22 protein-coding genes are annotated in these 22,332 nt (G+C 61.8%); 15 read left to right on the top strand and 7 right to left on the bottom strand.

What is annotated here, in order from left to right; all coding sequences use genetic code 11:
* Positions 1-9 precede the first annotated feature (9 nt).
* The 6 genes from AAEZ08_RS06670 to AAEZ08_RS06645 all read left to right on the top strand — a co-directional run bounded on the left by AAEZ08_RS06670 (position 10) and on the right by AAEZ08_RS06645 (position 6,493).
* The gene (locus tag AAEZ08_RS06670) at positions 10-2,070 is read left to right on the top strand and encodes a ParB/RepB/Spo0J family partition protein (RefSeq protein WP_039388938.1); all 2,061 of its coding nucleotides are present in this window, start codon (positions 10-12) and stop codon (positions 2,068-2,070) included.
* Between the two features lie 62 nt (positions 2,071-2,132).
* On the top strand, positions 2,133-2,342 hold the full coding sequence (locus tag AAEZ08_RS06665; RefSeq protein ID WP_039388937.1) for a hypothetical protein: 210 nt from the start codon (positions 2,133-2,135) through the stop codon (positions 2,340-2,342).
* Positions 2,343-2,409: 67 nt separating this feature from the next.
* On the top strand, positions 2,410-3,003 hold the full coding sequence (locus tag AAEZ08_RS06660; RefSeq protein ID WP_225247913.1) for a DUF2321 domain-containing protein: 594 nt from the start codon (positions 2,410-2,412) through the stop codon (positions 3,001-3,003).
* An 11-nt stretch (positions 3,004-3,014) separates the two neighbouring features.
* On the top strand, positions 3,015-3,716 hold the full coding sequence (locus AAEZ08_RS06655) for a TIR domain-containing protein (protein ID WP_223148854.1): 702 nt from the start codon (positions 3,015-3,017) through the stop codon (positions 3,714-3,716).
* Positions 3,717-4,562: 846 nt separating this feature from the next.
* Positions 4,563-4,877, top strand: a complete 315-nt coding sequence (locus tag AAEZ08_RS06650; protein ID WP_039391711.1) for a DUF736 domain-containing protein — start codon at positions 4,563-4,565, stop codon at positions 4,875-4,877.
* A gap of 521 nt (positions 4,878-5,398) precedes the next feature.
* Positions 5,399-6,493 (top strand): DUF3800 domain-containing protein, encoded by a 1,095-nt coding sequence (locus AAEZ08_RS06645; RefSeq protein ID WP_039388936.1) that lies wholly within the window; start codon positions 5,399-5,401, stop codon positions 6,491-6,493.
* A 132-nt stretch (positions 6,494-6,625) separates the two neighbouring features.
* On the opposite strand, the gene AAEZ08_RS06640 is transcribed toward AAEZ08_RS06645, so the two are convergent.
* On the bottom strand, positions 6,626-6,919 hold the full coding sequence (locus AAEZ08_RS06640) for a helix-turn-helix domain-containing protein (protein ID WP_011516230.1): 294 nt from the start codon (positions 6,917-6,919) through the stop codon (positions 6,626-6,628).
* A gap of 215 nt (positions 6,920-7,134) precedes the next feature.
* Here AAEZ08_RS06640 and AAEZ08_RS06635 point away from each other — a divergent pair, with 215 nt between their 5' ends.
* The 9 genes from AAEZ08_RS06635 (at position 7,135) to AAEZ08_RS06595 (ending at position 14,548) form a co-directional block, all read left to right on the top strand.
* Positions 7,135-7,482 (top strand): DUF2958 domain-containing protein, encoded by a 348-nt coding sequence (locus AAEZ08_RS06635; protein ID WP_500123936.1) that lies wholly within the window; start codon positions 7,135-7,137, stop codon positions 7,480-7,482.
* A 343-nt stretch (positions 7,483-7,825) separates the two neighbouring features.
* Positions 7,826-8,605 (top strand): DUF2285 domain-containing protein, encoded by a 780-nt coding sequence (locus tag AAEZ08_RS06630; RefSeq protein WP_039388930.1) that lies wholly within the window; start codon positions 7,826-7,828, stop codon positions 8,603-8,605.
* A gap of 83 nt (positions 8,606-8,688) precedes the next feature.
* Complete coding sequence (locus tag AAEZ08_RS06625) at positions 8,689-8,970, top strand: helix-turn-helix transcriptional regulator (protein WP_039391709.1); 282 nt, start codon at positions 8,689-8,691, stop codon at positions 8,968-8,970.
* 26 nt (positions 8,971-8,996) lie between these two features.
* On the top strand, positions 8,997-9,854 hold the full coding sequence (locus tag AAEZ08_RS06620) for a replication initiator protein A (RefSeq protein WP_039388929.1): 858 nt from the start codon (positions 8,997-8,999) through the stop codon (positions 9,852-9,854).
* 253 nt (positions 9,855-10,107) lie between these two features.
* Positions 10,108-10,746 (top strand): ParA family partition ATPase, encoded by a 639-nt coding sequence (gene parA, locus AAEZ08_RS06615; protein WP_039589798.1) that lies wholly within the window; start codon positions 10,108-10,110, stop codon positions 10,744-10,746.
* Complete coding sequence (locus AAEZ08_RS06610; RefSeq protein ID WP_039391707.1) at positions 10,743-11,027, top strand: hypothetical protein; 285 nt, start codon at positions 10,743-10,745, stop codon at positions 11,025-11,027. Before parA ends, AAEZ08_RS06610 begins: the two co-directional genes overlap by 4 nt.
* The gene (locus AAEZ08_RS06605; RefSeq protein ID WP_039388927.1) at positions 11,024-11,557 is read left to right on the top strand and encodes a DUF2840 domain-containing protein; all 534 of its coding nucleotides are present in this window, start codon (positions 11,024-11,026) and stop codon (positions 11,555-11,557) included. The genes AAEZ08_RS06610 and AAEZ08_RS06605 overlap by 4 nt, the downstream gene beginning before the upstream one ends.
* 5 nt (positions 11,558-11,562) lie before the next feature.
* Positions 11,563-12,129: a S26 family signal peptidase gene (locus AAEZ08_RS06600; protein ID WP_439332011.1), complete on the top strand. Its 567-nt coding sequence runs from the start codon at positions 11,563-11,565 to the stop codon at positions 12,127-12,129.
* A gap of 436 nt (positions 12,130-12,565) precedes the next feature.
* Positions 12,566-14,548, top strand: a complete 1,983-nt coding sequence (locus tag AAEZ08_RS06595; RefSeq protein WP_004883068.1) for a relaxase/mobilization nuclease domain-containing protein — start codon at positions 12,566-12,568, stop codon at positions 14,546-14,548.
* On the opposite strand, the gene AAEZ08_RS06590 is transcribed toward AAEZ08_RS06595, so the two are convergent.
* The 6 genes from AAEZ08_RS06590 to AAEZ08_RS06565 all read right to left on the bottom strand — a co-directional run bounded on the left by AAEZ08_RS06590 (position 14,541) and on the right by AAEZ08_RS06565 (position 22,247).
* Positions 14,541-15,995 (bottom strand): patatin-like phospholipase family protein, encoded by a 1,455-nt coding sequence (locus AAEZ08_RS06590; protein WP_196636953.1) that lies wholly within the window; start codon positions 15,993-15,995, stop codon positions 14,541-14,543. The genes AAEZ08_RS06595 and AAEZ08_RS06590 overlap by 8 nt on opposite strands.
* Positions 15,996-16,150: 155 nt before the next feature.
* Positions 16,151-16,768, bottom strand: a complete 618-nt coding sequence (locus AAEZ08_RS06585; protein WP_004883071.1) for a DUF3313 family protein — start codon at positions 16,766-16,768, stop codon at positions 16,151-16,153.
* A 12-nt stretch (positions 16,769-16,780) separates the two neighbouring features.
* On the bottom strand, positions 16,781-17,116 hold the full coding sequence (locus AAEZ08_RS06580; protein ID WP_004883073.1) for a DMT family transporter: 336 nt from the start codon (positions 17,114-17,116) through the stop codon (positions 16,781-16,783).
* Between the two features lie 190 nt (positions 17,117-17,306).
* Positions 17,307-20,423 (bottom strand): efflux RND transporter permease subunit, encoded by a 3,117-nt coding sequence (locus AAEZ08_RS06575; RefSeq protein ID WP_004883075.1) that lies wholly within the window; start codon positions 20,421-20,423, stop codon positions 17,307-17,309.
* A gap of 22 nt (positions 20,424-20,445) precedes the next feature.
* A complete protein-coding gene (locus AAEZ08_RS06570; protein ID WP_023123862.1) occupies positions 20,446-21,612 on the bottom strand; it encodes an efflux RND transporter periplasmic adaptor subunit in 1,167 nt (388 codons plus the stop codon).
* Positions 21,612-22,247 (bottom strand): TetR/AcrR family transcriptional regulator, encoded by a 636-nt coding sequence (locus AAEZ08_RS06565; RefSeq protein WP_022652140.1) that lies wholly within the window; start codon positions 22,245-22,247, stop codon positions 21,612-21,614. Before AAEZ08_RS06565 ends, AAEZ08_RS06570 begins: the two co-directional genes overlap by 1 nt.
* Positions 22,248-22,332: the final 85 nt, after the last annotated feature.

The following is a 22,332-nucleotide window of genomic DNA, read 5'->3' as shown; positions in this document are numbered from 1 at the left end:
AGATACACCATGAACGCCGTTACCACTACCGAAGCCCGCGCCATCCAAGCCCCCGCGCTGGAAGCCGCCGACCCGACCAAGAACCTGATTCTGGTTCCGCTGTCGCGGCTGGTGTCGCGCCCTACGGGCCGCAACGTGCGCAAGACCCCGCGCATGTCCATCCCCGAACTGGCCGCAAGCATCCAGCGCGTGGGTCTGCTGCAAAACCTGATCGTGATTGCATCCGCCCGACATGGAGAAGGTAGCGAGCATTACGAAGTCGTGGCCGGTGGCCGTCGCCTCGCAGCGTTGAAGCTGCTGGCGAAAAAGCACCGCATCAGCAAGGAATGGGAGGTGCCTTGCCTGCAAGTGGCCGATGGCACGGCCCGCACCGCCAGCCTCACCGAGAACGTGCAGCGCGAGGCGATGCACCCCGCAGACCAGTTCGAGGCTTTCGCGGCGCTGGTGGCAGAAGGCCGACCAATTGAGGACATTGCGGCGGATTTCTCCGTCACGCCGCTGGTGGTGCAGCGCCGCTTGAAGCTGGCGAACGTCTCGCCGCGCCTGATGGGCGACTATCGCGCCGATGCCGTCACGCTCGATCAGTTGATGGCCTTGTCCATCACTGACGACCACGCCGCGCAGGAAAACGCCTTCTACGATGCACCGACATGGCAGCGCCAGCCGTCCGCGCTGCGCGACCGTCTCACCGAGCGCGAAATCGACGCCTACCGGCATCCACTGGTGCGTTTCGTCGGGCTGGACACCTACGAGGCCGCAGGCGGCGGCGTGCGCCGTGACCTGTTCGCGGAGGGGGACGCGGGCGTGTATCTGACCGACGCCGCGCTGCTGGAACGGCTGGCGCAAGACCGGCTGGCGGGCATCGCCGCCACGGTTCGCGCCGAGGGCTGGGCTTGGGTGGATGCCACGCCGGGCGTCACCCATGCCGACCTGCACGCCTTCCAGCGTGCGCCGAGGGAACGGCGCGAGCCGAACAAGCGCGAAGCGCAGCGCATCGAAAAGCTGCAAGAGAAGATGCAAGCCATCGGCGAAGCCGTGGATGCGGCGATGGATGCCGACGACGAGGATAAGGCCGACGCCTTGCAGGAGGAAGGCGAAGCCCTGGGCGAGCAGTTGCAGGCGCTGGAAGATGGCTTGCAAGGCTACGGCCCGAACGTGAAGGCCGCAGCCGGTGCCATCATCACCATCGACCGCAACGGCGAGGCCGTGATTCATCGCGGCCTGATGCGCGAGGCCGAGGCGAAGGCGCTACGGACGTTGGAACGGCTGCGCCAAGGTTTCGACAGCGAAGGCGAAGCCGGGAGCGACGAAGACGAGGAAGCCGACGACGCACCCAAGACCGCCGCCATGTCCGACCGGTTGGCGCAACGCTTGAGCGCCCACCGCACCGCCGCGCTGCAAATCGAAGTCGCCCGGCATCCGCAAGCCGCACTGGCTGCTGTGGTGCATGGCATGGTGCAGACCGTCTTGCAGGAACGTTACTACGGCCACGACTTCCCCCTGGGCGTGAGCCTGAAAGTGCAAGACCGGCTGGAAGGCATGGCCCCGGACTGGCCGGAATCGCCCGCCGTCGTGGCGCTGCGCGAACTGCAACAGGTGGCGGACGAAGCCTTGCCGCAGGACAGCGCCGAACTGTTCGCCGCGCTGCTGGCGAAGCCGCAAGACGAACTGGTGCGACTGCTGGCCGTGTGCGTGGCTTCCACGGTGGATGTGGTGACGCCCCGCGCCACGCCGCAGCAACCGGGCGCAGAACTCGCGCAGGCCGTGGGGTTGGACATGGCCGCATGGTGGCAGCCCACCAATGACGGTTATTTCCGGCATGTGCCGAAGGCCGCGATTCTGCAAGCCGTGGGCGAGTACGCGCCCGAGCAGGTTTCCCGGCTGGCGAAATTGAAGAAGGCCGACATTGCCAGCGAAGCCGAACGGCTGGCGGATGGCACGGGGTGGATGCCTGCGATCTTCAAGATCGCAGGCCCACAAGATGCCGCGCAGGAGGAAGGCCCGCAGCGGGACGCACCGGCGGATGCCGAAGCAATGGCGGATGAACCCGCCGAGGCGCTGGCCGCTTGACCCGCGCCGAAGGCAAGCGCCCCGGCCTTGACTGGGGCGCTTCGCTGGAAGGAGAACCGCCTATGACCCGCACCACCACCCGCCGCCCGCGCATGGCTGCAATCTACGCCCCCGGCACGGTGCGCGCCCGCCGCTGGCACGGCGATGGCGACGTGCGCGGCTATCGCCCGCCCCTGGGCTGGGCGGCCCGCGCCGACCTCACCGACATTCACCCCATCACAGGCCGCGCCTTGCCGCGTGCCGTGTGGTGGATCATCGAGACGAAGGAATAACCGCGATCAGCACCGCGCCCAGGCCGTTCCGTCCTGGGCGCGGTGGACGCAAAATCCGGGCGCGGCAGTGGCCGCGCCCGGTGACGTCCACGCCTTCAATTTTCACGCTGCTGCTTTAAAATGCCTTGAATTGACCAACGTCGTATCTATCGGCATAAATCAACAAGGGAGCGCAATGGGGACATATCGGGTCGCACAAGTTTGCCCTAATGGGCATGTCGCAACAACAGCCGCTGATCAGAATCCCGAGCTTCGAGAGGCGTTCTGCTCTAAGTGCGGCGAAGCGACCATCCTGCAGTGTCCTTCGTGCAGCGCATCCATTCGCGGCGATTACTACGTTGAAGGCGTTTTTGGCTTTGGGGGTGATTACGAGCCCCCCTCGTTCTGCTACAACTGCGGTGGCCGATTCCCTTGGACTGAACGCAAGATTGCTGGCGCTGTTGAGCTAGTGGAAGCAGGCGCAGAGCTGTCGCCAGAAGAAGTCCAGCAGTTCCGTACTGATTTGACGGAATTGACCAAAGACAGTCCCAAAACTCAAGTTGCATCCCTTCGATTCAAGAAGGTGATGACGAAGGTTGGCACTTCGGTTGCATCTGGTGTGCGCGACATTGTTGTTGATGTACTCAGCGAAGCTGCGAAAAAAGCGATTTGGGGAGCTTAGAAGGAATGGCGATGACTCTCGACGAAATTAAAGCTTGCCTACAGGCCGGTAATCTTCAGATTGCGAATGAGACAGCACTTGCGAACGGCACTGGCACACAGCTTCGTTTGCAAAATGGTGCAATCGTCAATAGCTACCACACCGGTAATTTCAATGTTCAGGGCAAAAACCAAGAGGCAGTAAAGGCTTGCCTTGGCGTACAACCTGCGCAGGCTGCGGCAGCAGCTCCACAGAATGGTGCCGCTGCTAAGCCAATGCTCAGCAAGGTGTTCGTGGTTTATGGACACGATAATGCTGCTCGAACCGAGCTTGAAGCGATGCTGCGCCGCTGGAGGCTTGAGCCGTTGATCTTGGATCAACTTCCTTCGGAAGGGCAGACCATCATCGAGAAATTGGAAAAGTACACGGCAGAGGTAAATTTTGCTGTGGTGCTGGCCACGCCTGATGACGAGGGCTACCGTGCTGGTCACGAAGACGAAAAGGCGTTCCGTGCGCGCCAAAACGTTGTGATGGAATTGGGCATGATGCTCACGCTGCTCGGCCGCAAGAACGTTGCCATTCTCATGAAGCAACAAGACAATATGGAGCGCCCATCCGACATCCAAGGGTTGCTCTATATCCCGTTCAAGGACAATCTGCAAAAAGATGCAGGGCCGCTTCTGGCAAAGGAAATGGCGGCCCAGGGTTATCCCATTTCATTGGCGAATCTGTAGTTATCGGCAAATGAAATCCATTCAAAAATGGGGGTAAATATTACCTGCCATTTCCCCGAATGAACTCCTCGTTGTGCATTTAGACTTTTGAGCGTGACGGCGCAAAGCGCCGCCGTGCTTTCAGACTGCGCCCCGTGCCGCCTTTGCCGTCACGGCCATTCGGCTCCAATCCCTTACGCCTCCGCGCCTGTGGCGCTGCGCTTGCCTCCAGGGGAAGCCCTGCGGGCTATCCCCGCCGCGCGCAGCTTGGCGCCCCTCGATGCCGCCGAACCGGCTGCGCCGGATGGCCGGGCCGCTGGCGAACGCGCTGGAGCTTGCTGCGGCAGGTTGTGCGGATACGTGCCGTCCTCAACGCTGGCGGTTCCTGCCCATCACGTCACGAAGGACGGTTCACAGACAACCCGCCCGGCATCGCTATGGCGCTTCCACAGCACGCCTATAGACCGGCGCCGCACGGTGCGGCGGGTGCGTTCTCGCCTGTCGTCGGGTGGTTGACCTGGCCCGCGTCAGGGGCGAGCCGGTGCAGCCTTCGGGCGGGGATACCGAGTCGGCCCTGTCTCCTTTCGGATGGGGGGTGGTTCGGCCCAAGGCGTCCTTGTGTTGTTGTGAATCCTGGCGGTGGCACGGCTGCGCCTCGGGCTTCATGGCTGCAACCGTCCGGCGAAAACAATTTCCCCTGCTTTGTCACTGCGTTCGGCGCATTCCTCGCGGGACAAATTCTTTTCGCCTCCCGGCCCTCCACTACGTTGCGGCCGCCAGCGGTGCAGCCAGCCCGTCCCCCGCCGGCCGGATCACAACAAGGACGCGATGGGCGCGAACCTTGTTCCACCGATAGGAGAAATCATCATGGCCAACATCGGCACCTTCACCGCAGACAAAGACGGCTTCACCGGCACGCTTCGCACCCTGACGCTCAACGTCAAGGTCAAGCTGATGCCCAACGATAAGGGGGACAACGAGAAGGCCCCGGACTTCCGCCTGCAGGCGGCCGGCCACGACATCGGCGCGGCGTGGAAGAAGATCAGCGAGGCCGGGCGGGAATACATCTCCGTGACCCTCGACGATCCTTCGTTCCCGGCCACGGTCTATGCCCGCCTGATCGAAGGCGAAAACGGCACGCACGACCTGATCTGGTCGCGCAGCAAGCTCCAGGCGGCGTGACCGCCGCCGCGCCCCGCCCACGCGGCGGGGCGCAGTGCTGCTTTCGCGGCACTGTATGGAGGCAGCACCATCGCCTGGGCTGCGCCGTATCGAGTCGCTTCCGTATGCGTTGGGACTGAGGCTGCAAGAACGGCCGGGCGTGTCGGTGCGTCGCACCGCCGGGCTTTGCGGGCTGCGCCCCGTGCCGACTTCGCCGTCACGGCCATCCGGCTCCAATCCCTCACGCCTTCGCGCCTGCAGCACTGCGCGCTTCGCTTGCCCTCTGGGGGAAAGCCCGGAACGCTATCCCCGCCGGGCGTAGCTCGACGCCCCTGAATGCCCCGAACCGGTGGCGTTGACCAGAAGCGATTGGGCAGGCCAAAGAAATCGGCCCCCTCAGGCATCATGTGGAACTTATTTACCTCCTTTGGCTTCCCTCGGAGGTTTGGCTCTTTCTACGTCTCCATTAGACTTCTCGCAGCACGTAAGCTGCGCAAGTCTATTGGCATTCATTTGTAATTTTCCGTTGTGATGGGGGAGATATGGATTTCTACATAGACGAGAGTGGCAATACCGGGGATCTTGCGCGAACTAGCGCAGCGCTTGATTTCGGTGGGCAAGCTGTTTTCAGTTTGGCAGCAGTGGGAATTTCTAATGAGAGCAGCCTTGTAGCAGAGCTTGCCGCCTTAAGGCAGAAGCACAAAATTCAGGCCAACGAACTTAAACTCAGCAAAATTCTGAGGCGCAAGCCTGACTTCGCTCTTGATGCCATCAATCTCTTGGTGAAGAGCGACTTCCCATTCTTCATTGAGATTGTAGACAAAAAGTACCAACTGGCTGTAAGCATTACCAACGGCTTCATCTGGCCTCCGTATTTCAATACTCCAGAATCACAAGATACCGTTTGGATGAAAAACATCTTTGCCGATTACATTTATTACCGAGTTCCCAGCGATGTGGTTTATGAGTTCGTTCAATGCATGAACAATCCATCAAATGAAAAGATTGGCACCTACTTCGATCTTCTCAAAGATTGTGTAAGCCAACATTCCCATGAAGTTGCGCAGGGCATCGCCTCGCAGGTGGAAGAAAGCAAAGATGACTTCCGCATCATGATTGAGAAAGAGGGAGACAAAGCCCATAGACGGTTCTTGCCTCTCCCGGACATCGGCAAGCGCGACCAAGAGATTTGGCTGCTTCCGAATTTCTCATCTTTCACCAACATTTATGCCAGAATGAATCTTTACTTGTCTGGGAGTTTGGAGGGATGTCGAATTTTCCATGATGAGCAAGCCCACTTCGATGAAATCATCGCCGAAGCCAAATTCCAGGCTGAGAACGCTAAGGTAGACCCCGCACAATTCAAATTGCCTTATTCAGACTATAACTTTCAGCAAATGGCTGATTTGTTTTTTAAGGCATCACCAGAAAGCACAGGAATTCAACTCTCCGATATAGTGGCGGGTCTATCAATGCGCTGGTACCAAGCACATTTGCAAGAAGAAGGTGATACACAGGTTCTTGACGAGGCGGTCGATCTACTTTTGCATCACAGCGATAGAGATAGGGGGATAGGAATCAACGTAGTAGGCCCTCATAAAATGGCACACCAGCTATTTGGGGTGGCTGGGTACTGACCTCCCTCTGCGACTGCGACGCGGCGCGCTTCGCTTGCCTCCAGGGAAAGCCCTGCGGGCTATCCCCGCCGCGCGTGGCTTGGCGCCCCTGAACTCCCCGAACCGGCGGCGCCGGATCGGCTGGGCCGTCGCCTACGGCTGGGCCGCTGCTGCGAGCTGGCTTTCAGCCTCGCTCATCAGCACCGCCGTGCTGCATTCGAGCGCGCCGGCGATCTTGAAGATGATCGCCAGCGTGGGCATGTGCTCGCCGCGCTCGATCTTGCCCATGTGGGAACGCTCGATCCCGGCCTGGTGCGCCAGCGATTCCTGCGCGATGCCGCGCTCCATCCGCAGCGCACGCACCGCTGCGCCGAAGGCGTGAGCCAACTCGGCGTCATGGGTGGTGGAGCCGGCCGGTCGGCCGCGCTGGACGGTGCGCTTCTGCATAGACAGAAGCGTCAATTCGCAGCACAATTAAAACCACGTTATCTTTAACTCATTCATACGATTCGATCCTTTTTTGTGGTTCTACGTTTTTACGGAAATCCGCTTTTGCGGCTTCCCACAAAAGCGCAAAGCCGCATCCGTGCATATCTCCAAATCCGCCGAGATGGCTTTACGCTTTCACGTTTCGGCGGATTTGTTCCAAGAAGGGGCCGCCCATGAACCGACTCATCACCGAGGACGAGCGCAGGCAGTTGCTGGCCCACGGCCGGGCCCGTGCCGGTGGCGAGGCCATCGACCCGTTACCCGTCGTGCGGCTGTTCACCCCCGACGCGCACGCCATCTGGCTGCTGACCGCGCTCGATCCCGTTGATGCCGATACGGCCTTCGGCCTGATCGACCTGGGGATCGGTATGCTTGAGCTGGGCACCGTGAAGCTGTCCGATCTGGAGTCCATCGTCGGGCCGCGCAAGCAGCCCGTGATGCGTGATCGGTATTTCCAGGCGGCACGCCCGCTGTCGGAATATCTGCGGCTGGCCCAGGAGAACGGTTCCGTCCTCGATTGAGCGATTCGCCCTGCGGACAAGCGAGGCGTATTGAGACTATTTCCGTCTTACTCCAGACCTGTCCGGTCTGAATTCGCACTCTTGCACCAAAACCGTGCTGGCATGACCGAATCAGTCACGATCTCTGATGCGGGTTCGGGCACGGTGTTTTATGCCGCGCGACGTTTTGAGGTCAGGCGGCCGTCGCATTCGGACGGGATTCGCAATACACCGGAGCCAATCGGTCTTGACACCGCATGTTACAGCTTTGAATTGATGCAAATGATGGTTTTGATCTGGATGCGGTAGCTCCGTTTTGATCTGCCCGTGGCGGCGTTCCTGCGGTTCGACAGGAGCTTTCGCCATGATCCAGCCTCATCATGTTGCGCACTGGTATCCCACTGCCGCCTACCTCTACATCCTGTGGCTGGATGCGCTGGCGCTGGCCTGGGAGTACCTGCGCAGGCATCCCGACTACCGGCTTGACTGGCTGCGCCACCATCGCCGGCCACAGGCCGCACAGCAGGCGGCGCATCGCTGGGGCTTGCGCCTGCTGGAAGACCCGGCGCTGGATGCGCGCGACGCGCATCCGGCCTGGCTGCCCGGCCATACGGCCGTGGTGCAGCTCCATCCCGATGCCGATCCACCGCCGGATGCGGCCGTCTTCGCGTTCTGGCGCATACCCGGACACAAGCAACTGCTGCACGACGGCAAGGGACTGACGCTGATCGCGCGCAGCCCCGGCCATTGCGCGCGCTTCGCGCTCGCTCCAAGCCTTGAAGACGGCATGGCGGTCGCACATGCCCATCGCGGCGGCGCTGCCGCGCCTGCCTGTGGTCATGTGCCCGTGCTGGATGCCGCCCTGGCCCATGCCATGCCCAGGCCACCACCCGCTGCACTGCTGGAGCTGCATACCTTGCAGGCGCTCGACGCGACCCTGGCGGGCGCATCCTTGCGCGAGGTCGGCGAAGGGCTGTTCGGTGCCGACGCCGTGGCCGATTGGTACAGCGACGGCGGCCTGCGCTCCAAGGTGCGCCGCCTGGTGCGGCGCGGCGATGCGTTGATGCGCGGCGGCTATCGCCGCTTAGCACAGCTTTCACCGCTTGAGAAGGGTCGTTTTGAAGGCGACGCAAAACGACCCTGAGCACGCGGGCCGCGTTTTCTGAGACTGCCTCCATCCGGTTGCGCTGTGTGGCCGGAGCTTTGAAAGCTATGGAGGTGTTCACCATGCGTCCTGCTCCCTTGCGGCCTGCCGCTACTGTCTCGACTCCCGCTGCGCAGCCGCAGCGCTATCTCACCAACGACGAAGCCGCCGACTACCTGCGCCTGTCGCCGCGCACGCTGGAGAAGCAGCGCGTGATCGGCGGCGGCCCCAAGTTTCGCAAGTTCGGCCGGCGCGTCATGTACGCCGTGGCCGACCTCGATGCCTGGGCGGCCGACCGCAGCTTCGAGACGACCTCCGATCCCGAATACGCCGAGCACCACTCGGCCGACAGTCGTGCGCGCTGATCGGCGGCGCGCGGCAGGCCATCGCCATGTCCAGCACTGCGCTGCCCATGCGGCAGCGGCCGTTGCAAGAACGCGAACAGCTCGACCTGTTCCGCGCCTTGCCGGGCGACATGGCGCCGCGCGACAGCCAGGACTTGATGGCCTATCCGTTCTTCTCGCTCGGCAAGTCCAAGCGGGTCAAGCCCATCGACTTCCGTGCAGGCAACGTGACGATCCGCGTGGAGGGCACGCAGGAACACGGCATCGCCACGATCTGGGATTCGGACGTGCTGATATGGGCGGCCTCGCAGATCGTGGAGGCGAAGGACGCGGGCCTGCGGCCCTCACGGCTGATGCGCGCCACGCCCTACGAGATCCTGCGCTTCATCGGGCGCGGCAAGTCGCTGCGCGACTACCAGCGCCTCAAAGCCGCGCTGGATCGCTTGCAATCAACCACGGTGGCCACGTCCATCCGCGAGACGAGCGGACGACGCTTGCATCGGTTTTCGTGGATCAACGAATGGAAGGAACTGGCCGATGCCAGCGGCACGCCGCTGGGCATCGAGCTGATCCTGCCGGACTGGTTCTATGCCGGCGTGCTCGACGCCGCCCTGGTGCTGACCATCGACCCGGCGTATTTCCGGCTCACGGGCGGCATCGAGCGCTGGCTGTACCGGCTGGTGCGCAAGCACGGCGGCAAGCAGGAATACGGCTGGCAGTTCGACTTTCGCTACCTGCACCAGAAATCGGGCAGTACCGCCAAGCCCTACGACTTCGCCTGCGACCTGCGCGCGCTGGTCGCGCGGCAGTCGCTGCCCGGCTACGTCCTGGGCATCGAGCGAATGCCGGACAACGGCATGGAGCTGCTGACCTTCCGGCCCGTGCCGCATACGGCACGGGGATAACTTCGGAAAAGCCTGTGGATGGTGTCGTGCTATCAGGCGTGCGGGGTATCGTGCTATCAGGCGTGGGACTATCGTGCTATCAGGCGTGCAGATCGGCCGCAAACCCGCGCCAGCGCTGGGTTTCCTCGCCCTCTAACTTCCCTAACTTAATTTCTCTAACTTTTAGTAGGGAAACGCCGCTGCGGTGGACAACCACCACGCGGCCGCAAACGCAGCGGCAACAGCCGGGCTTTCCAACGCGGAGGGCCAGGCCATGATCGTCGCTCTGCTCAACCAGAAAGGCGGCGTGGGCAAGACCACGCTCGCCACGCACATCGCCGGCGAACTGGCGATGCGCGGCCAGCACGTCGTGCTACTGGACGCCGACCCGCAGGGTTCATCGCTGGACTGGACGCAGCGCAGAAGCCAGCAAGGCTTGCCACGGCTGTTCGGCGCCGTGGGCCTCGCACGCGAAACGCTGCACCAAGAGGCGCCAGAACTCGCCAGGCGGGCCGATCACGTCGTCATCGACGGGCCGCCGCGCATCGCCGCCTTGGCGCGCTCCGCGCTGCTGGCGGCCGAGCGCGTGCTGATCCCGGTGCAGCCCAGCCCTTACGACCTGTGGGCCAGCGCCGAGATGGTGGCGCTGATCCGCGAGGCGCAGGTGTTCCGGCCTGCGCTGCGCGCGGCCTTCGTCATCAACCGGCGCGTCAGCACCACCGTGATCGGACGCGAAGCACGCCAGGCGCTCGCAGACCAGCCGCTTCCTGCGCTGCGCTCGGAAGTGCATCAACGCATCGTGTTCGCCGACAGCGTGGCCGCTGGCCGGCTTACACGCGAGACGGCGCCGGACAGCGCGGCCGCGCGTGAAATCACTGCGCTGGTAGACGAACTGCTGCGGTGGCCGTCATGACAGAGAAGCCATCACCGAACAGCAAGCGCACGGCCAAGCGCGTCGGCATCGGCGCGCGTCCGCCCGCGAATCCGCATGCCGAGGCGTGGATTCGCCAGGGCGACGCGGATGCGCTGGGCAAGGGCGACCTCTACACCGCCCGCCTGACTCTCGACATCACGTCCGCGATGCGGGCGCGCATCAAGGTGTCGGCCTTCACGCAAGGCGTGACCGTGGCCGACCTGCTGCGCGGCCTGCTGGAACGGGAGTTTCCAGAGCAACGTAGGGAGAACGCACCATGACTGCATCCGCTTCGCCTGCCGCTAGCGCGGCCACGGCTGCGCTCGCAGCACCTTCCGGCCAGCCTGCCAGCGCGCCGCTGACGCGCGTGGCACTGGCCTACATCGAACCGCGCTTCAAGCTCTACCTGCGCTTCGGCGAGCCTGCGCGCACACACCAGCTCGACCGCTGGCGGCGCTGCGCGGTGTTCCAGCCGGGCGCCATGTTGTGCCGCATCCACTGGCAGGCCAACGACTACGGCACTGTGCGTTGGCAGCTCATGGTGATGCAGGCTTGCACGCCGCTGGATGCGGCGCAGCGCATCCCCGGCGTGCAGCCAGGCGCGCGCCTGCTGCTGCACGCCGAGGGCGACAACCAGGTGCGCGCCGTGCTGGAACGCATCGACGCCATCGAGGCGCTGGGCATCGCGCCCGTTGCCGTCTCGCCCGCGTACTGGCGCACGCTGGGCAATCGGCTCGCTGCGCGCCTGCCGCTGCCCGAATACACCGCCGAGCGGCACGCCGCCTGGCTGGCCGGGAGGGCATTGCCATGACCACGATGATGGCAACGCGGCCTCGCTCACGCCTGCGCGCTCGCCTCGTGCTGGCGGGCCTGTCCGCCTGCGGCCTCGCTGCGCTGGCCTGGGCGTCCTTTGTGCATCCGTTGCCGCGTCTGACCTACAACCCGTCCGACAGCGTGGCGGTCGGCTGGTATCGCGTCGATCCGCTTGACCTGCGCACCGGCGCGCTGCCACGTCCATTGGCCGTGGGCAGCATCGTCCTGACCACGCTGCCGCCTGACGCTGCCGCGCTGGCCGCGCAGCGCGGCTACCTGCCGACGCGCGTTCCACTGCTCAAGCGCGTGGGCGCGATAGCACCGCAGGAGGTGTGCATTACTGGCGGCAGCGTTCGCATCGACGGTGTGCCTTCGGCCGCTGTGTTGTCCGCCGACCGCTGGGGCCGGCCGCTGCCATCCTGGCAGCAGTGCCGCCGCCTGCGGCCCGGCGAGCTGTTCCTGCTCAGCGTCACCAACCCGGCGTCATTCGACAGCCGGTATTTCGGGCCCGTGCGCGCGTCCGCCGTGATCGGCGTTGCGCGTCCGGTCTGGCTGGAGGCCCGCCCATGATGGCGGCCAATTCGCTGCACGTTGCCGTGCATCTCATCGTGCCATCGGGCGTGCCGATCCAGTGGCTTTCTGCATGTCGTCGCGCGTGCAATGCCAGCGCATCCGCGCTGCACTTCGCGCTGCCTTCCCATGTGCAGGCGTCTTGCCTCGAACGCGCCCGGCCTATGGCCGTCGCCGCGTTCGCCGGCGCGCTGGCTGCTCACGCAGCAGCGCCGCCGGGCCGCCGCTGCCCGGAGCGCCAGCGAGGGGCAAAGGCGGAAGGCAAGACAAAAGGACGCGGCACCTGGCCGCGTCGAAAGCCAGTCAGCACATGGGGGGAACGCGGCACGGAGCGGCTTCGCCACCGTGCCGCGTTTGGCGCGAGGGTCGCGCCAATGCTGGCATGTCCGCGTGCTTCGCACGACAGGACACGCCCAAGCTTGCGGGGAGCGCAGCCATGACCGACAGCCGCGACGACGACTTTCGCGTGCGCCCCAGCGCCCCGAAGAACCGGGGCAAGGGCCAGGGGCAGAGCTTCGTTTCCAAGGTGCTCAAGCAGGCCGGCAAAGCCAGCAGCGGCAAGTCGGCAGTACGCCGTCCTGGCGCGGCTGGCACCGGCCAGCGGCCCGGCTCTCGGCTCGGACGTGGCCACACGGCGGCGCGCTTCGCCGGGGCGAAGCTAATGCCCATGTCGCGGCGCGTGACCATCAAGACCTTGCTGGTCAATCACCAGCGGGCCAGCCCGCAATCGCTCGCCAAGCACCTGCGCTACATCGAGCGCGACGGCGCGGGTCGCGATGGCGAACCGGGCCGGGGCTACGGGCCACAGGCCGACGAAGCCGATCTGGACGCCTTCAAGGAACGCTGCGCCGACGACCGGCACCATTTCCGCTTCATCGTCTCGCCCGAGGACGGGGCCGAGCTGGACGACCTGCGCACCTACACCCGGCATCTGGTGAGCCGCATGGAAGCCGACCTGGGCACGCGGCTGGATTGGGTGGCGGTGGATCACTGGAACACCGACAACCCGCACACCCACCTGATCGTGCGCGGGCGCGACGACACCGGCAAAGACCTCATCATCGCGGGTGACTACATCGCCCACGGCTTCCGCCATCGCGCCGCCGAGCTGGCGACCGAGTGGCTGGGGCCGCGCACCGAACTGGAGATTCAGCAGACCTTGAGGCGCGAGGTGGAACAGGAGCGGTGGACGAGCCTGGATCGCACCTTGCAGCGCGAGACCGGCGAGGATGGCCGGGTGCATGTCGAACGGCTCAACGAGCCGAGGTTGCAACGCCAGCGCCTGCTGCTGATCGGCCGCCTGCAACGCTTGCAGCGCCTGGGCCTAGCCGACGAGGTGCAGCCCGGCACCTGGGCCATTCATGCCGATGCCGAGAAGACCTTGCGTGCCCTGGGTGAGCGTGGCGACATCATCCGAACGATGCAGCGGGCCATGAGCGGCCAGCCGCGTGAGCTGGCGGTGTTCGAGCCGGGCGACGATGGTCGCAGCCTCATCGGCCGCGTGGCCGCGAAGGGGCTTGCCGATGAGTTGCACGACCGAGGCTATCTGATCATCGACGGCACGGACGGTAAGGCCCACTACGTTGCACTGAACGCCCGCGACGAACTGGCGAACTATCCCACGGGCGCTGTGGTAGAGGTGAAGGGTTCGACTGAGGTGCGCACGGCCGACAAGAACATCGCCTCGCTGGCGAGCGATGGCCTGTACCGCACCGATCATCACCTGGTAATCGAGCAGGGCCGGGCTACGCCCGGACGCGACCCGCAGGAAGTCGTCGCCGCTCATGTCCGGCGGCTGGAAGCCCTGCGCCGGGCTTGCATCGTGGAGCGCGTGGCCGAAGGGCTATGGAAGGTACCGGACGACCTGGCCGAGCGTGGCCGCCAATACGACGCGCAACGGCTGGGCGATGTAGCCGTAGAGCTGAAATCACACCTTCCTATTGAACGGCAGGCCCGCGTCATCGGCGCGACTTGGCTTGACCAGCAACTGATCGGCGGTGGCCGTGGGCTGGGCAACTTGGGCTTTGGCGGTGATACCAAGCAGGCCATACAGCAGCGAGCCGATTTCCTCGAAGAACAGGGGCTGGCACAGCGCCGCGGGCAGCGCGTCATCCTCGCGCGCAACCTGCTGGGCACGCTACGCAATCGGGAACTAGTGCAGGCCGCGAAAGACATTGCGGCGGAAACCGGCCTAGAGCATCGCCCGGTGGCCGACGGGCAGCGCGTAGCCGGTATCTACCGGCGTTCCATTATGCTCGCCAGCGGGCGCTACGCGATGCTCGATGACGGCATGGGGTTCAGCCTTGTGCCGTGGCGGCCGGTAATTGAGCCGCGACTGGGACAACAGCTTGCCGCAAAGGTTATCGGCGGAAGTGCCTCTTGGGAACTTGGACGAAAGCCCAGTATCGGTATCAGTTAGATATCAAGGGAAGCTGAGTACCAGGCGCAGTCTGCTTGGCTGCTGTGATTCTTCTTAGAGATTCAATCAATGCCATAAACTCCTTGGATTGCCTCAGTGCTTCGCCTCCCGCAGTTTGCAGGTCCAAGACATCCGTAGCCTCGATCGTGAAGGCTGTGGGCACGCGCAGCAGCGAATGCCGGATCTTGTCGTCCGGCACGTCGTTCAGACTTACGCTTACTACGTAGATTTCTGCGTCGGCCGCAAAGGGGCTGTCCGCTTGGCCACGGGTGCGGACAATCTCGGAACGCCAGTGTTGCAGGTCGTCGTTAAGCATGGCCAGCGTCACCTGGGTCTCGCGAGCGCCGGCACCGAAGATCAGCGACTCAAGTACTTGCGTCGTGCTGGGAACTCGGTCGCTACTGTCCACTCTCTCGCTCAGTCCTCGTTCGGAGTTCACCGTCACCAACACGAGTCGGCGCAAGCTTCCGGGCTTGACCTCCGAGAAATTGGCGCTCATTGAGCCCGAAGCTACTAGCCGGTCTAGCATCAGACGTACGCCGAGGTTGTCGGAGACACCACCGTCCACGAGGTGGATATAGGGCCGATCGTGCGCATTGAGGTAGCTGTCTATGCCGCTTTGCAGGATGCGTGATCTGTAATTTTGCCCTCTGACAGGCAAAGATCGGAGAGGCGGCGGACAGGTATTGGCGTTGTTTCGCACCGTTACGGGCGACAGCACCAGCGGTACTGCCGACGAGGCCGCCACCGCGAAAGACAGCGGCGTTGCATCGAGGTCGGAACAGATTAGCCGGAATTGCTCGGTGGTGAAATCGAAAGGGGCACCGGTCGTGAGGTCGGTTGCCGTGATCATCAGTTCGGGCGCGCCCGGTCGTCGGCGCACGTCACCAAAGGTGCGGCCTTCAAAAAGTTCGTCCAAGCGTTGAGCCAGGATCTGGCTGCGCCCAAACCAAGGTGAAGTTAGTCTATAAAGACGCTCAGGCCACAGAGCTTCACGTATGAGTCGCCCCTCAAAAGGCACAAGCAGAAAATCCGGCTCGAAACGAGTCAGCGTGGCATCGCCGAAGGCCGCGAAGTGCGCGGCAAGGATGCTGCCCCCCGACACTCCGCTGACCAGGAACACCTGATCCAACAGAGTGGTCTCCTGGCCCTCTAGCGCGAAGCGTGTGGCCTTGAGTTCGCGCAGCACGCCCAGGCCGAAGGCCGCCGCCCGAGCGCCCCCGCCTGACAGTGTCACCGCTACAACCACCGGTTGGTTGACCTCCGACGGCCTGATGCGTTGGTCGTTCTCGGCGAGAGACATTAAGGCGGCGTCGGAAAGTGTCGGGTTGATCCAAGGACGGTAAGTGGAACACCCTGTCAGAACTACCGTTGCCAGCACACCGGCCAAACTCCATCGTGTGAATTTACACACCTCCAGGCGCTTTACCTCTGCAAGCAGCACCACGCAGCGTTTCGAATAGACAAGAACGAGAAACGCCGGCAATTTTGCGACGAAGCAGAGCCACTCCAGAATGCTGCAGACGTTACAAGAACGGCACCCTACGAATCCCCTTGATGAGGCTCCTCGCGATCCGCGCGAAGTTATGGAATAGCAGCTATTCACGAGCCAGCACTTCTCCAAGCGCTATTGATCCGTTCAAGGCAGGTGGTGATTGCAGACTTTGCATGCCCGAGCAGTGTGTAGGAGCCTTTGAAATCCGCGAGAGCGTTGCCGTGCTCGAAGCAGCTAGCAGCAGCCACCCGACGATCTGTTTGTTCATCTACTGCCTCAAACTCCAAACTAGCTCCCCCAGTTGTCACTGGTCCAACAAGCAACGTCGTTAGGGTGTTGACTGCTCTATTGGGCGTCTCAATGGTCGTAATTGCCACACGCACACGTATGCGGCCTGACGATGCGGGAGCTTCGGACTTAGTTTGGAGATGTCGCAGTTCACTGTTGACGTGATCGAGAAGCTCTCGCACTTGCTCAGCTTCAAGCCCACCTATGCGTCCAGTTGCCGTCACTACCTGAGCATCCTCGACTAATATTTCCCGGTAACGACTGGGTTCAAAGCCTGGCGCCTTGAAGAGCAGAACATTTTCGTACTTCGTTTTTCCCAATACATCGTAATCACCAAGAAACCCTGATCGAGTCATTCCGTTTGAAGCACAGCCAGATAAGGTTGCCGTGAGGCCTGCCAGCAGCACAAAATGGATTAATGAAATAGGGCGTTTCATATATATTTTCATTTATCCCATTTTCAGACAGACGATGCCAGCAACAACCAGCGCAATTCCAACCCAACGTATCAAGGAGGCGGTATCGCCGAACACATACACGCCCACGAAAAACGCGCCCAGCGAACCGATGCCGGTCCAGACCGCATAAGCTGTTCCTATGGGGATCTGTTTAAGAGATAACCATAGGAAAAAGCCGCTGGCTGCCATACAGGCAACTGCAATCGCCGGCCCCACGTAGCGCATCGCTGCATTGGCCGCACCCATCTTGAGGCCTAGTGGCCAACCGATTTCGAACAGGCCGGCAATCAGTAGAACCAACCATGGATTCCATGACAACGGGTTCATATATTTCTCCAAATCTATTCAGTGAAAATTGATTATCAAAGCATCAAAGCATCAAAGAATAGGCAGTAGGCGGTCAATTCGCTCTGCTTCTGATTTCTTCTTAAACTCTCTGATGGCGAGAATCTGTCTCCCCGATCTCTCCGGCCACGAGAGAGATCGGGGGAAGCGTGTGGACAGTTACGCTGAGGGATCAGACCGGTTGCACTGGTTGTTGTACCGCCTCGTGACTCCGTTTGCTGCCCGGCCACTTCATTCCGAACAGCACCTCGTAGAGCAACGGAATCAGGCCAAGCGTCACGAGCGTGCCAAGTGCGAGACCACCGATCATGCCGATGGCCATGCCCTTCCACAGCGGCCCCGCAAACAACATCAGGGGCACGAGACCCGCGATACAGGTCACCTTGGTCATCACGATTGGACGCAGCCGCTGCATCGCAGCTCCCACCAGGGCTTCATGTCGGGCGAGACCTTCCGAGAGGCCGTGTTCAATTTGTTCGAGCAGAAGAACGGCGTTGTTGACGATGATTCCGAACAGCGCAAGCACCCCGAATGTCGCCATGAAGCTGAAAGGAGTGCCTGTTGCCTTCAGTGCAATCACGACCCCAATCAACGTGAAGGGAATCGTTGCGAGAATCACGATCAGCTTGCGGAAGGAGTTGAACTGCCAGATGAATAGCAGCAACATCGCCAGAAGAGCGAACGGCATGTAGTGCGTGAGCGATGCATTCGATTCAGCCGATTCCTCAATTTCTCCACCAAGCTCTATGGCATAGCCTGCAGGTAGTTCAATTGCGGCGATCCGAGGTGCGAGGTGATCCACGATCTCTTGCGCGGTGTATGCGGTGTTCTGCCCCTGAACTGTGACTGTACGAATGAGATTGCGGCGCTGGATCACAGACGGCTCGCTAGCGAGCGTGACATCGGCCACTTGCGCCAGGGAAACCGGCTGGCCACCCGACGCTGGATAGATGGTCGTCGAACCAACGTCCGCAGTGCTGCGCCGATCATTGGACGTCCCGCGCATCACGATTGGCACGCTGGTATCGCCATCTCGGATCACAGAGATCGACTGGCCGATGTAGCGGGTGCCAAGCCAGGCAGCTATGTCGTCGGTGGTGACGCCAGCACGTCGCGCACGATCTTGATCGACCCGAACATCGAGACGGCCGACACGGGTATCCCAGTTGTTCTTGATGTTGGCCGTACCTGGCAGCTCCCGTAGCGCGGACTCAATTTTCGCCGCCGCATTCATCAGCACCTCATGATCCGGCCCACTGACCCGGTAGACGGCTGTGCCGGCTTCGGTAGTGCCTAGCGAGAACCGCTGAGGCTCTGCGCGTACATCTCCATGATGCTGCGCGAAGTAAGCCCGAGTTCGGGCAATCACGACGTCAATGTTGGTGCCTGCCTTGACCGTCACGACAAAGTACGCGATGTTCGATGCTGGCAATGGGGGATTGAGCCCAAGGATGAAGCGCGGCCCACCGTCAGCGACGTAGCCAATGTGATCCGTGATTTCGGGGTTGATTTCTTGATCACCGAGCCAGCCGCTCACTTCCTTCACTTTGGCAAGAGTGAGCCGTGAATCCGTTCCAGGGGCGAGCTGCACCGGTATTTGGAATTGAACTCGGTCGGACTTCGGCAAGAAGTCGTATGGCAGTGTCGTGAATCCGTACAGAGCTACGGCCAATGCACCCGTCATCACACCAACGTAGATCGCCTTGTGGTCAAGCACCCACTCAAGCAACTTGCGATAGCCGCGATAGAAGCGTGTGTTGTAGGTTTGCGCGTCATTCGCCGGTTGATGATGCACTTTGGTGAAGTGGTAGCACAGCAGTGGAGTGACGGTCAGACACAACAGCCAAGATCCGAGTAACGTGAGCGCGAGGACAATGACGAGAGAGCGCAGATACTCACTCGTCGCACTCTGGCCGAAGAAGAACGGGGAGAAGGCGATGACGATAACCAATGAGGACGTCAGCAGCGGCAGTGCGAGGGTACGACCCGCTTCGAGACAAGCCTGTTTGCGGTCTTCACCGGCTGCCAAGCGCCGTTCAATGTCTTCGGCAATCACGATGCCGTTGTCTACCAAGAGCCCCAAAGCGATGATGATGGCTGCCATCGAAACACTTTGCAGCTCGATGTTCAGCGCGCGCATCACGATCAGTGCCCCCAGAATGGTAAGCGGCACGATCATCCCGACGATGAATCCTGTGCGCCATCCCAGGAAAAGGACGACGACGCCGAGCACGATGACAATCGTTTCGATCATCACCTGGTTCATCTTGCCCATTTCACGTTTGACGACGTCTGCCTGGAATGTCACATAGGAGAGCTCGAAACCTGCGGGCAGAAGTTTCTCAAGCTCGGCCACACGGGATTTGAGGGCTACGCCGAATTGCTCCACGTTCTGGCCCGAGGTCATGGACACTGCCATCACTACGGCAGGCTGGCCCTTATAGACTGCAGCAGACTCGGGAGGATCTGCAGGTTGTACCTGCACGCGCGCAAGCTCTCCCAGTGAGATTGAAGGAGCAGGCGAAGCACCGCGCGCACCCTGAGCTTGCGCCATCATGATCGGCAACGCGCGCAGCGAGGCGGCGTCGCGAACCTCTCCACTAACAGCCAGCGAAGCGTTGATGCCACCGATGGCGATTTGCCCGCCTGAAAGCACGACGTTTTGTTTAACGAGTTGATCGATCACCCCTTGTGGGGTCAATCCAAGCTGGGCTAGTTTTGGTCGATCAAATTCGAGATAGACGCGCTCTTCCTGCAAGCCGTAGAAGCTGATGCGATCAACGCCGGGAAGCGCGTATAGGCGATCGCGCATCTCTTTCAACGACACACGCATTTCGCCCATGGAGTAGCCCGGCGCGGTCACCGCAATGGAGGCCACGGCAACACGGCCGAAGTCGTCGTTGACAAATGGCCCCAACGTACCCTGTGGAAGCAGAGGCTGAGCATCGGCAACCTTCGCGCGAACGCGCTGCCATATGGGGGCTAGGTCGGTGTACCGCTCCCAGATCGTGACCTGTATGACGGCCCCGCCCGCGCGAACGGTTGTGGTTACACGCTTGACCTCGGCCAGCTCCCGCAAACGCTCCTCGATCGGACGCGCGATCAACTGCTCAACACGTTCGGCTGGCATGCCAGGGTTCAGAACGGCAACAACCGCATCTCGAATCGTGACCGATGGCTCTTCCTGCGAAGGGAAATTGAGAAACGTGGCAATGCCGGCAACAAGAATGATGACCGCGGCAAGGTAGGTGAGTCTGCTGGCGCGCAGCGCCATTTCTGTGATCTTCATAGCGAAGTCTTCCTGTAGCGGGTCAGCGTCCGGCCAATTGGGTCGTGGCCTTGAGTGGGGTGACTTGTTGCTCGTTCGTCAGCCAACTCGCGCCAGCCGCGACTACCATCTCGCCGCGCTTCAGGCCGCCCACAACGCGAACGTTGTCGCCGCCTGGCTCGCTCTGGAATTGCACTTCCCGGCGGTGCACCTTCTTTCCGGTCACGTCATATACAAACACTGCGGCTTGTCCTGCTTTCTCACTGAGCACCAGTGCCGAATAGGGAAGCATCAGACGATCTGGTGAGGCATCCTTCGCTTCCGGTGCCTTCAGCAATACTTGAACGGCAGACCCGGGTCGAAGACTGCGCGCAAGAGTAGCATCTTGAGGAACGAGCACGACAGGTAAAAGTGAGCCATTTTCAGCACGCAAGCCGATGCGTTGTACCGAAGCACGAACGGGACTTGCTGACTCGCTCAGGCGCAGTTCGGCGACCTGCCCAATTTTGATATTTGCCGCCTGGGTCGTCGATGCAGTCGCAAGGACTTCTACGCCGCTGCGTAGTCCATCCACTTGAAGCACCGGCGCTCCGGCTGCAATATCTGTGAACGGCAGAGCGAGTTTCTCCGCGACGACGCCGTCGAATGGCGCATGAATGGCGGCCCCCCTTCGCGCACGCTCGGCAAGGCCGAATGCGGCCTTTGCATTGCGCACCTGGCCTTCAGCTGCAACCAACTGTGCTTTCACACTCTCGAATGCAGCCGGGGAGATTACGTTGCCCTCAAGCAGCCCCCTTTGCTGCGTTGTCTGCACGATTCTGTCTGCCAATGCGGCTTCCGCAGCAGCGAGTGTCGCCCGAGCCTGTTCTAGGCGGAGTTGCTCGGGCTGAACATCCAACTCAGCCAGAAGCTGTCCGCGAGAGAAGCGATCTCCCACGTCCACATGAAGCTTGCTGATACGCCCGCCAGTCTCGAACCCCAAGGTACTCCGCTCACTGGAGCGAGCTAGACCACTCAATTCAATGCGATTGGCCACAGAACCTACATCCCCCACCGTGAGCAGCTTGACCGCTCGCGGTGGATCGGAAGCAGGCTCCTTCTGACTACCACAGCCGGCAAGCGATGCGAGCAGAACAAACGCGAGGCCGACTTTCTGCATTTGCCAGGACTGGGATTTAAAGGGAGTGCAAGACACGGGAAGGCCTTTCATCAGCGTTTATCAATAGGGGTGAGTTCCAGTTCGCCGCGGGCGAGCGCCTGGAGGGTGTGCATGAGTCGAGAAAGGTCTTCGGCAGCAAACGTCGGAAAACCCATCATTTCGGCGAGGAAGACTCCGTCCAAGGCAAATAGAACGATTCCGGCGATATCGGTGCCGCGTGGAGATTTGCTCGCGTTCTCGTACTGCCTGCGGTACCAGCCGCGCACAGGCTCAAGCAGCGTGGGGTCTTCAGCCACGGCCGCCAGCAATGCAGCGCTCATCTTTTGCATCCCGCCGTCAGGCATAGCCGAGACCTGGCTGGATAGCCAAGGGTCTGGATCGCCGACGAATGGCAGCTCTCGCTCTTCCTGCCCGCCATCAAACGCCGAGACCTGGTCATCAATCATCGTGAGGAGCAGATCGCGCTTGGTCTTGAAGTGGTACAGGAACGCACCTTTGCTCATTCCTGCCCGTGCAACGACCGCGTCAAGCGTTAGGTGCCCGGCACCTCCCTCCATGACTACGTCACGCGCAGCTTGAAGGATGCGCTCCCGTGTTTGTTGCGCTTTCTTAGAGATGGAGGGGGCTTCAGCGCCGTTGTCCGCCGAATGCGACTCCTCTGGGCTTGATTTCATACGAGTTGCCATGGTGAAACTCCAAAGATGCTTGATTTTTGAACCGTCTGGACGGTATAGTACACGCCATGAACTATGCCCGTCAAGACGGCCTCCT

Origin of the sequence: Pseudomonas sp. E45-MNA-CIBAN-0222, from assembly GCF_040310405.1 — a bacterium.
Classification (GTDB): Bacteria; Pseudomonadota; Gammaproteobacteria; order Pseudomonadales; family Pseudomonadaceae; genus Stutzerimonas; species Stutzerimonas stutzeri_AC.
This window is presented reverse-complemented; position numbering and strand designations above follow the sequence as displayed.

Bases quoted from the DNA above. Each gene is read 5' to 3' on its own strand.
- AAEZ08_RS06670 (WP_039388938.1), top strand. From the start codon at position 10: ATGAACGCCGTTACCACTACCGAAGCCCGCGCCATCCAAGCCCCCGCG.
- AAEZ08_RS06665 (WP_039388937.1), top strand. From the start codon at position 2,133: ATGACCCGCACCACCACCCGCCGCCCGCGCATGGCTGCAATCTACGCC.
- AAEZ08_RS06655 (WP_223148854.1), top strand. From the start codon at position 3,015: ATGACTCTCGACGAAATTAAAGCTTGCCTACAGGCCGGTAATCTTCAG.
- AAEZ08_RS06650 (WP_039391711.1), top strand. From the start codon at position 4,563: ATGGCCAACATCGGCACCTTCACCGCAGACAAAGACGGCTTCACCGGC.
- AAEZ08_RS06645 (WP_039388936.1), top strand. From the start codon at position 5,399: ATGGATTTCTACATAGACGAGAGTGGCAATACCGGGGATCTTGCGCGA.
- AAEZ08_RS06640 (WP_011516230.1), bottom strand. From the start codon at position 6,919: ATGCAGAAGCGCACCGTCCAGCGCGGCCGACCGGCCGGCTCCACCACC.
- AAEZ08_RS06635 (WP_500123936.1), top strand. From the start codon at position 7,135: ATGAACCGACTCATCACCGAGGACGAGCGCAGGCAGTTGCTGGCCCAC.
- AAEZ08_RS06630 (WP_039388930.1), top strand. From the start codon at position 7,826: ATGATCCAGCCTCATCATGTTGCGCACTGGTATCCCACTGCCGCCTAC.
- AAEZ08_RS06625 (WP_039391709.1), top strand. From the start codon at position 8,689: ATGCGTCCTGCTCCCTTGCGGCCTGCCGCTACTGTCTCGACTCCCGCT.
- AAEZ08_RS06620 (WP_039388929.1), top strand. From the start codon at position 8,997: ATGTCCAGCACTGCGCTGCCCATGCGGCAGCGGCCGTTGCAAGAACGC.
- parA (WP_039589798.1), top strand. From the start codon at position 10,108: ATGATCGTCGCTCTGCTCAACCAGAAAGGCGGCGTGGGCAAGACCACG.
- AAEZ08_RS06610 (WP_039391707.1), top strand. From the start codon at position 10,743: ATGACAGAGAAGCCATCACCGAACAGCAAGCGCACGGCCAAGCGCGTC.
- AAEZ08_RS06605 (WP_039388927.1), top strand. From the start codon at position 11,024: ATGACTGCATCCGCTTCGCCTGCCGCTAGCGCGGCCACGGCTGCGCTC.
- AAEZ08_RS06600 (WP_439332011.1), top strand. From the start codon at position 11,563: ATGATGGCAACGCGGCCTCGCTCACGCCTGCGCGCTCGCCTCGTGCTG.
- AAEZ08_RS06595 (WP_004883068.1), top strand. From the start codon at position 12,566: ATGACCGACAGCCGCGACGACGACTTTCGCGTGCGCCCCAGCGCCCCG.
- AAEZ08_RS06585 (WP_004883071.1), bottom strand. From the start codon at position 16,768: ATGAAACGCCCTATTTCATTAATCCATTTTGTGCTGCTGGCAGGCCTC.
- AAEZ08_RS06580 (WP_004883073.1), bottom strand. From the start codon at position 17,116: ATGAACCCGTTGTCATGGAATCCATGGTTGGTTCTACTGATTGCCGGC.
- AAEZ08_RS06575 (WP_004883075.1), bottom strand. From the start codon at position 20,423: ATGAAGATCACAGAAATGGCGCTGCGCGCCAGCAGACTCACCTACCTT.
- AAEZ08_RS06570 (WP_023123862.1), bottom strand. From the start codon at position 21,612: ATGAAAGGCCTTCCCGTGTCTTGCACTCCCTTTAAATCCCAGTCCTGG.
- AAEZ08_RS06565 (WP_022652140.1), bottom strand. From the start codon at position 22,247: ATGGCAACTCGTATGAAATCAAGCCCAGAGGAGTCGCATTCGGCGGAC.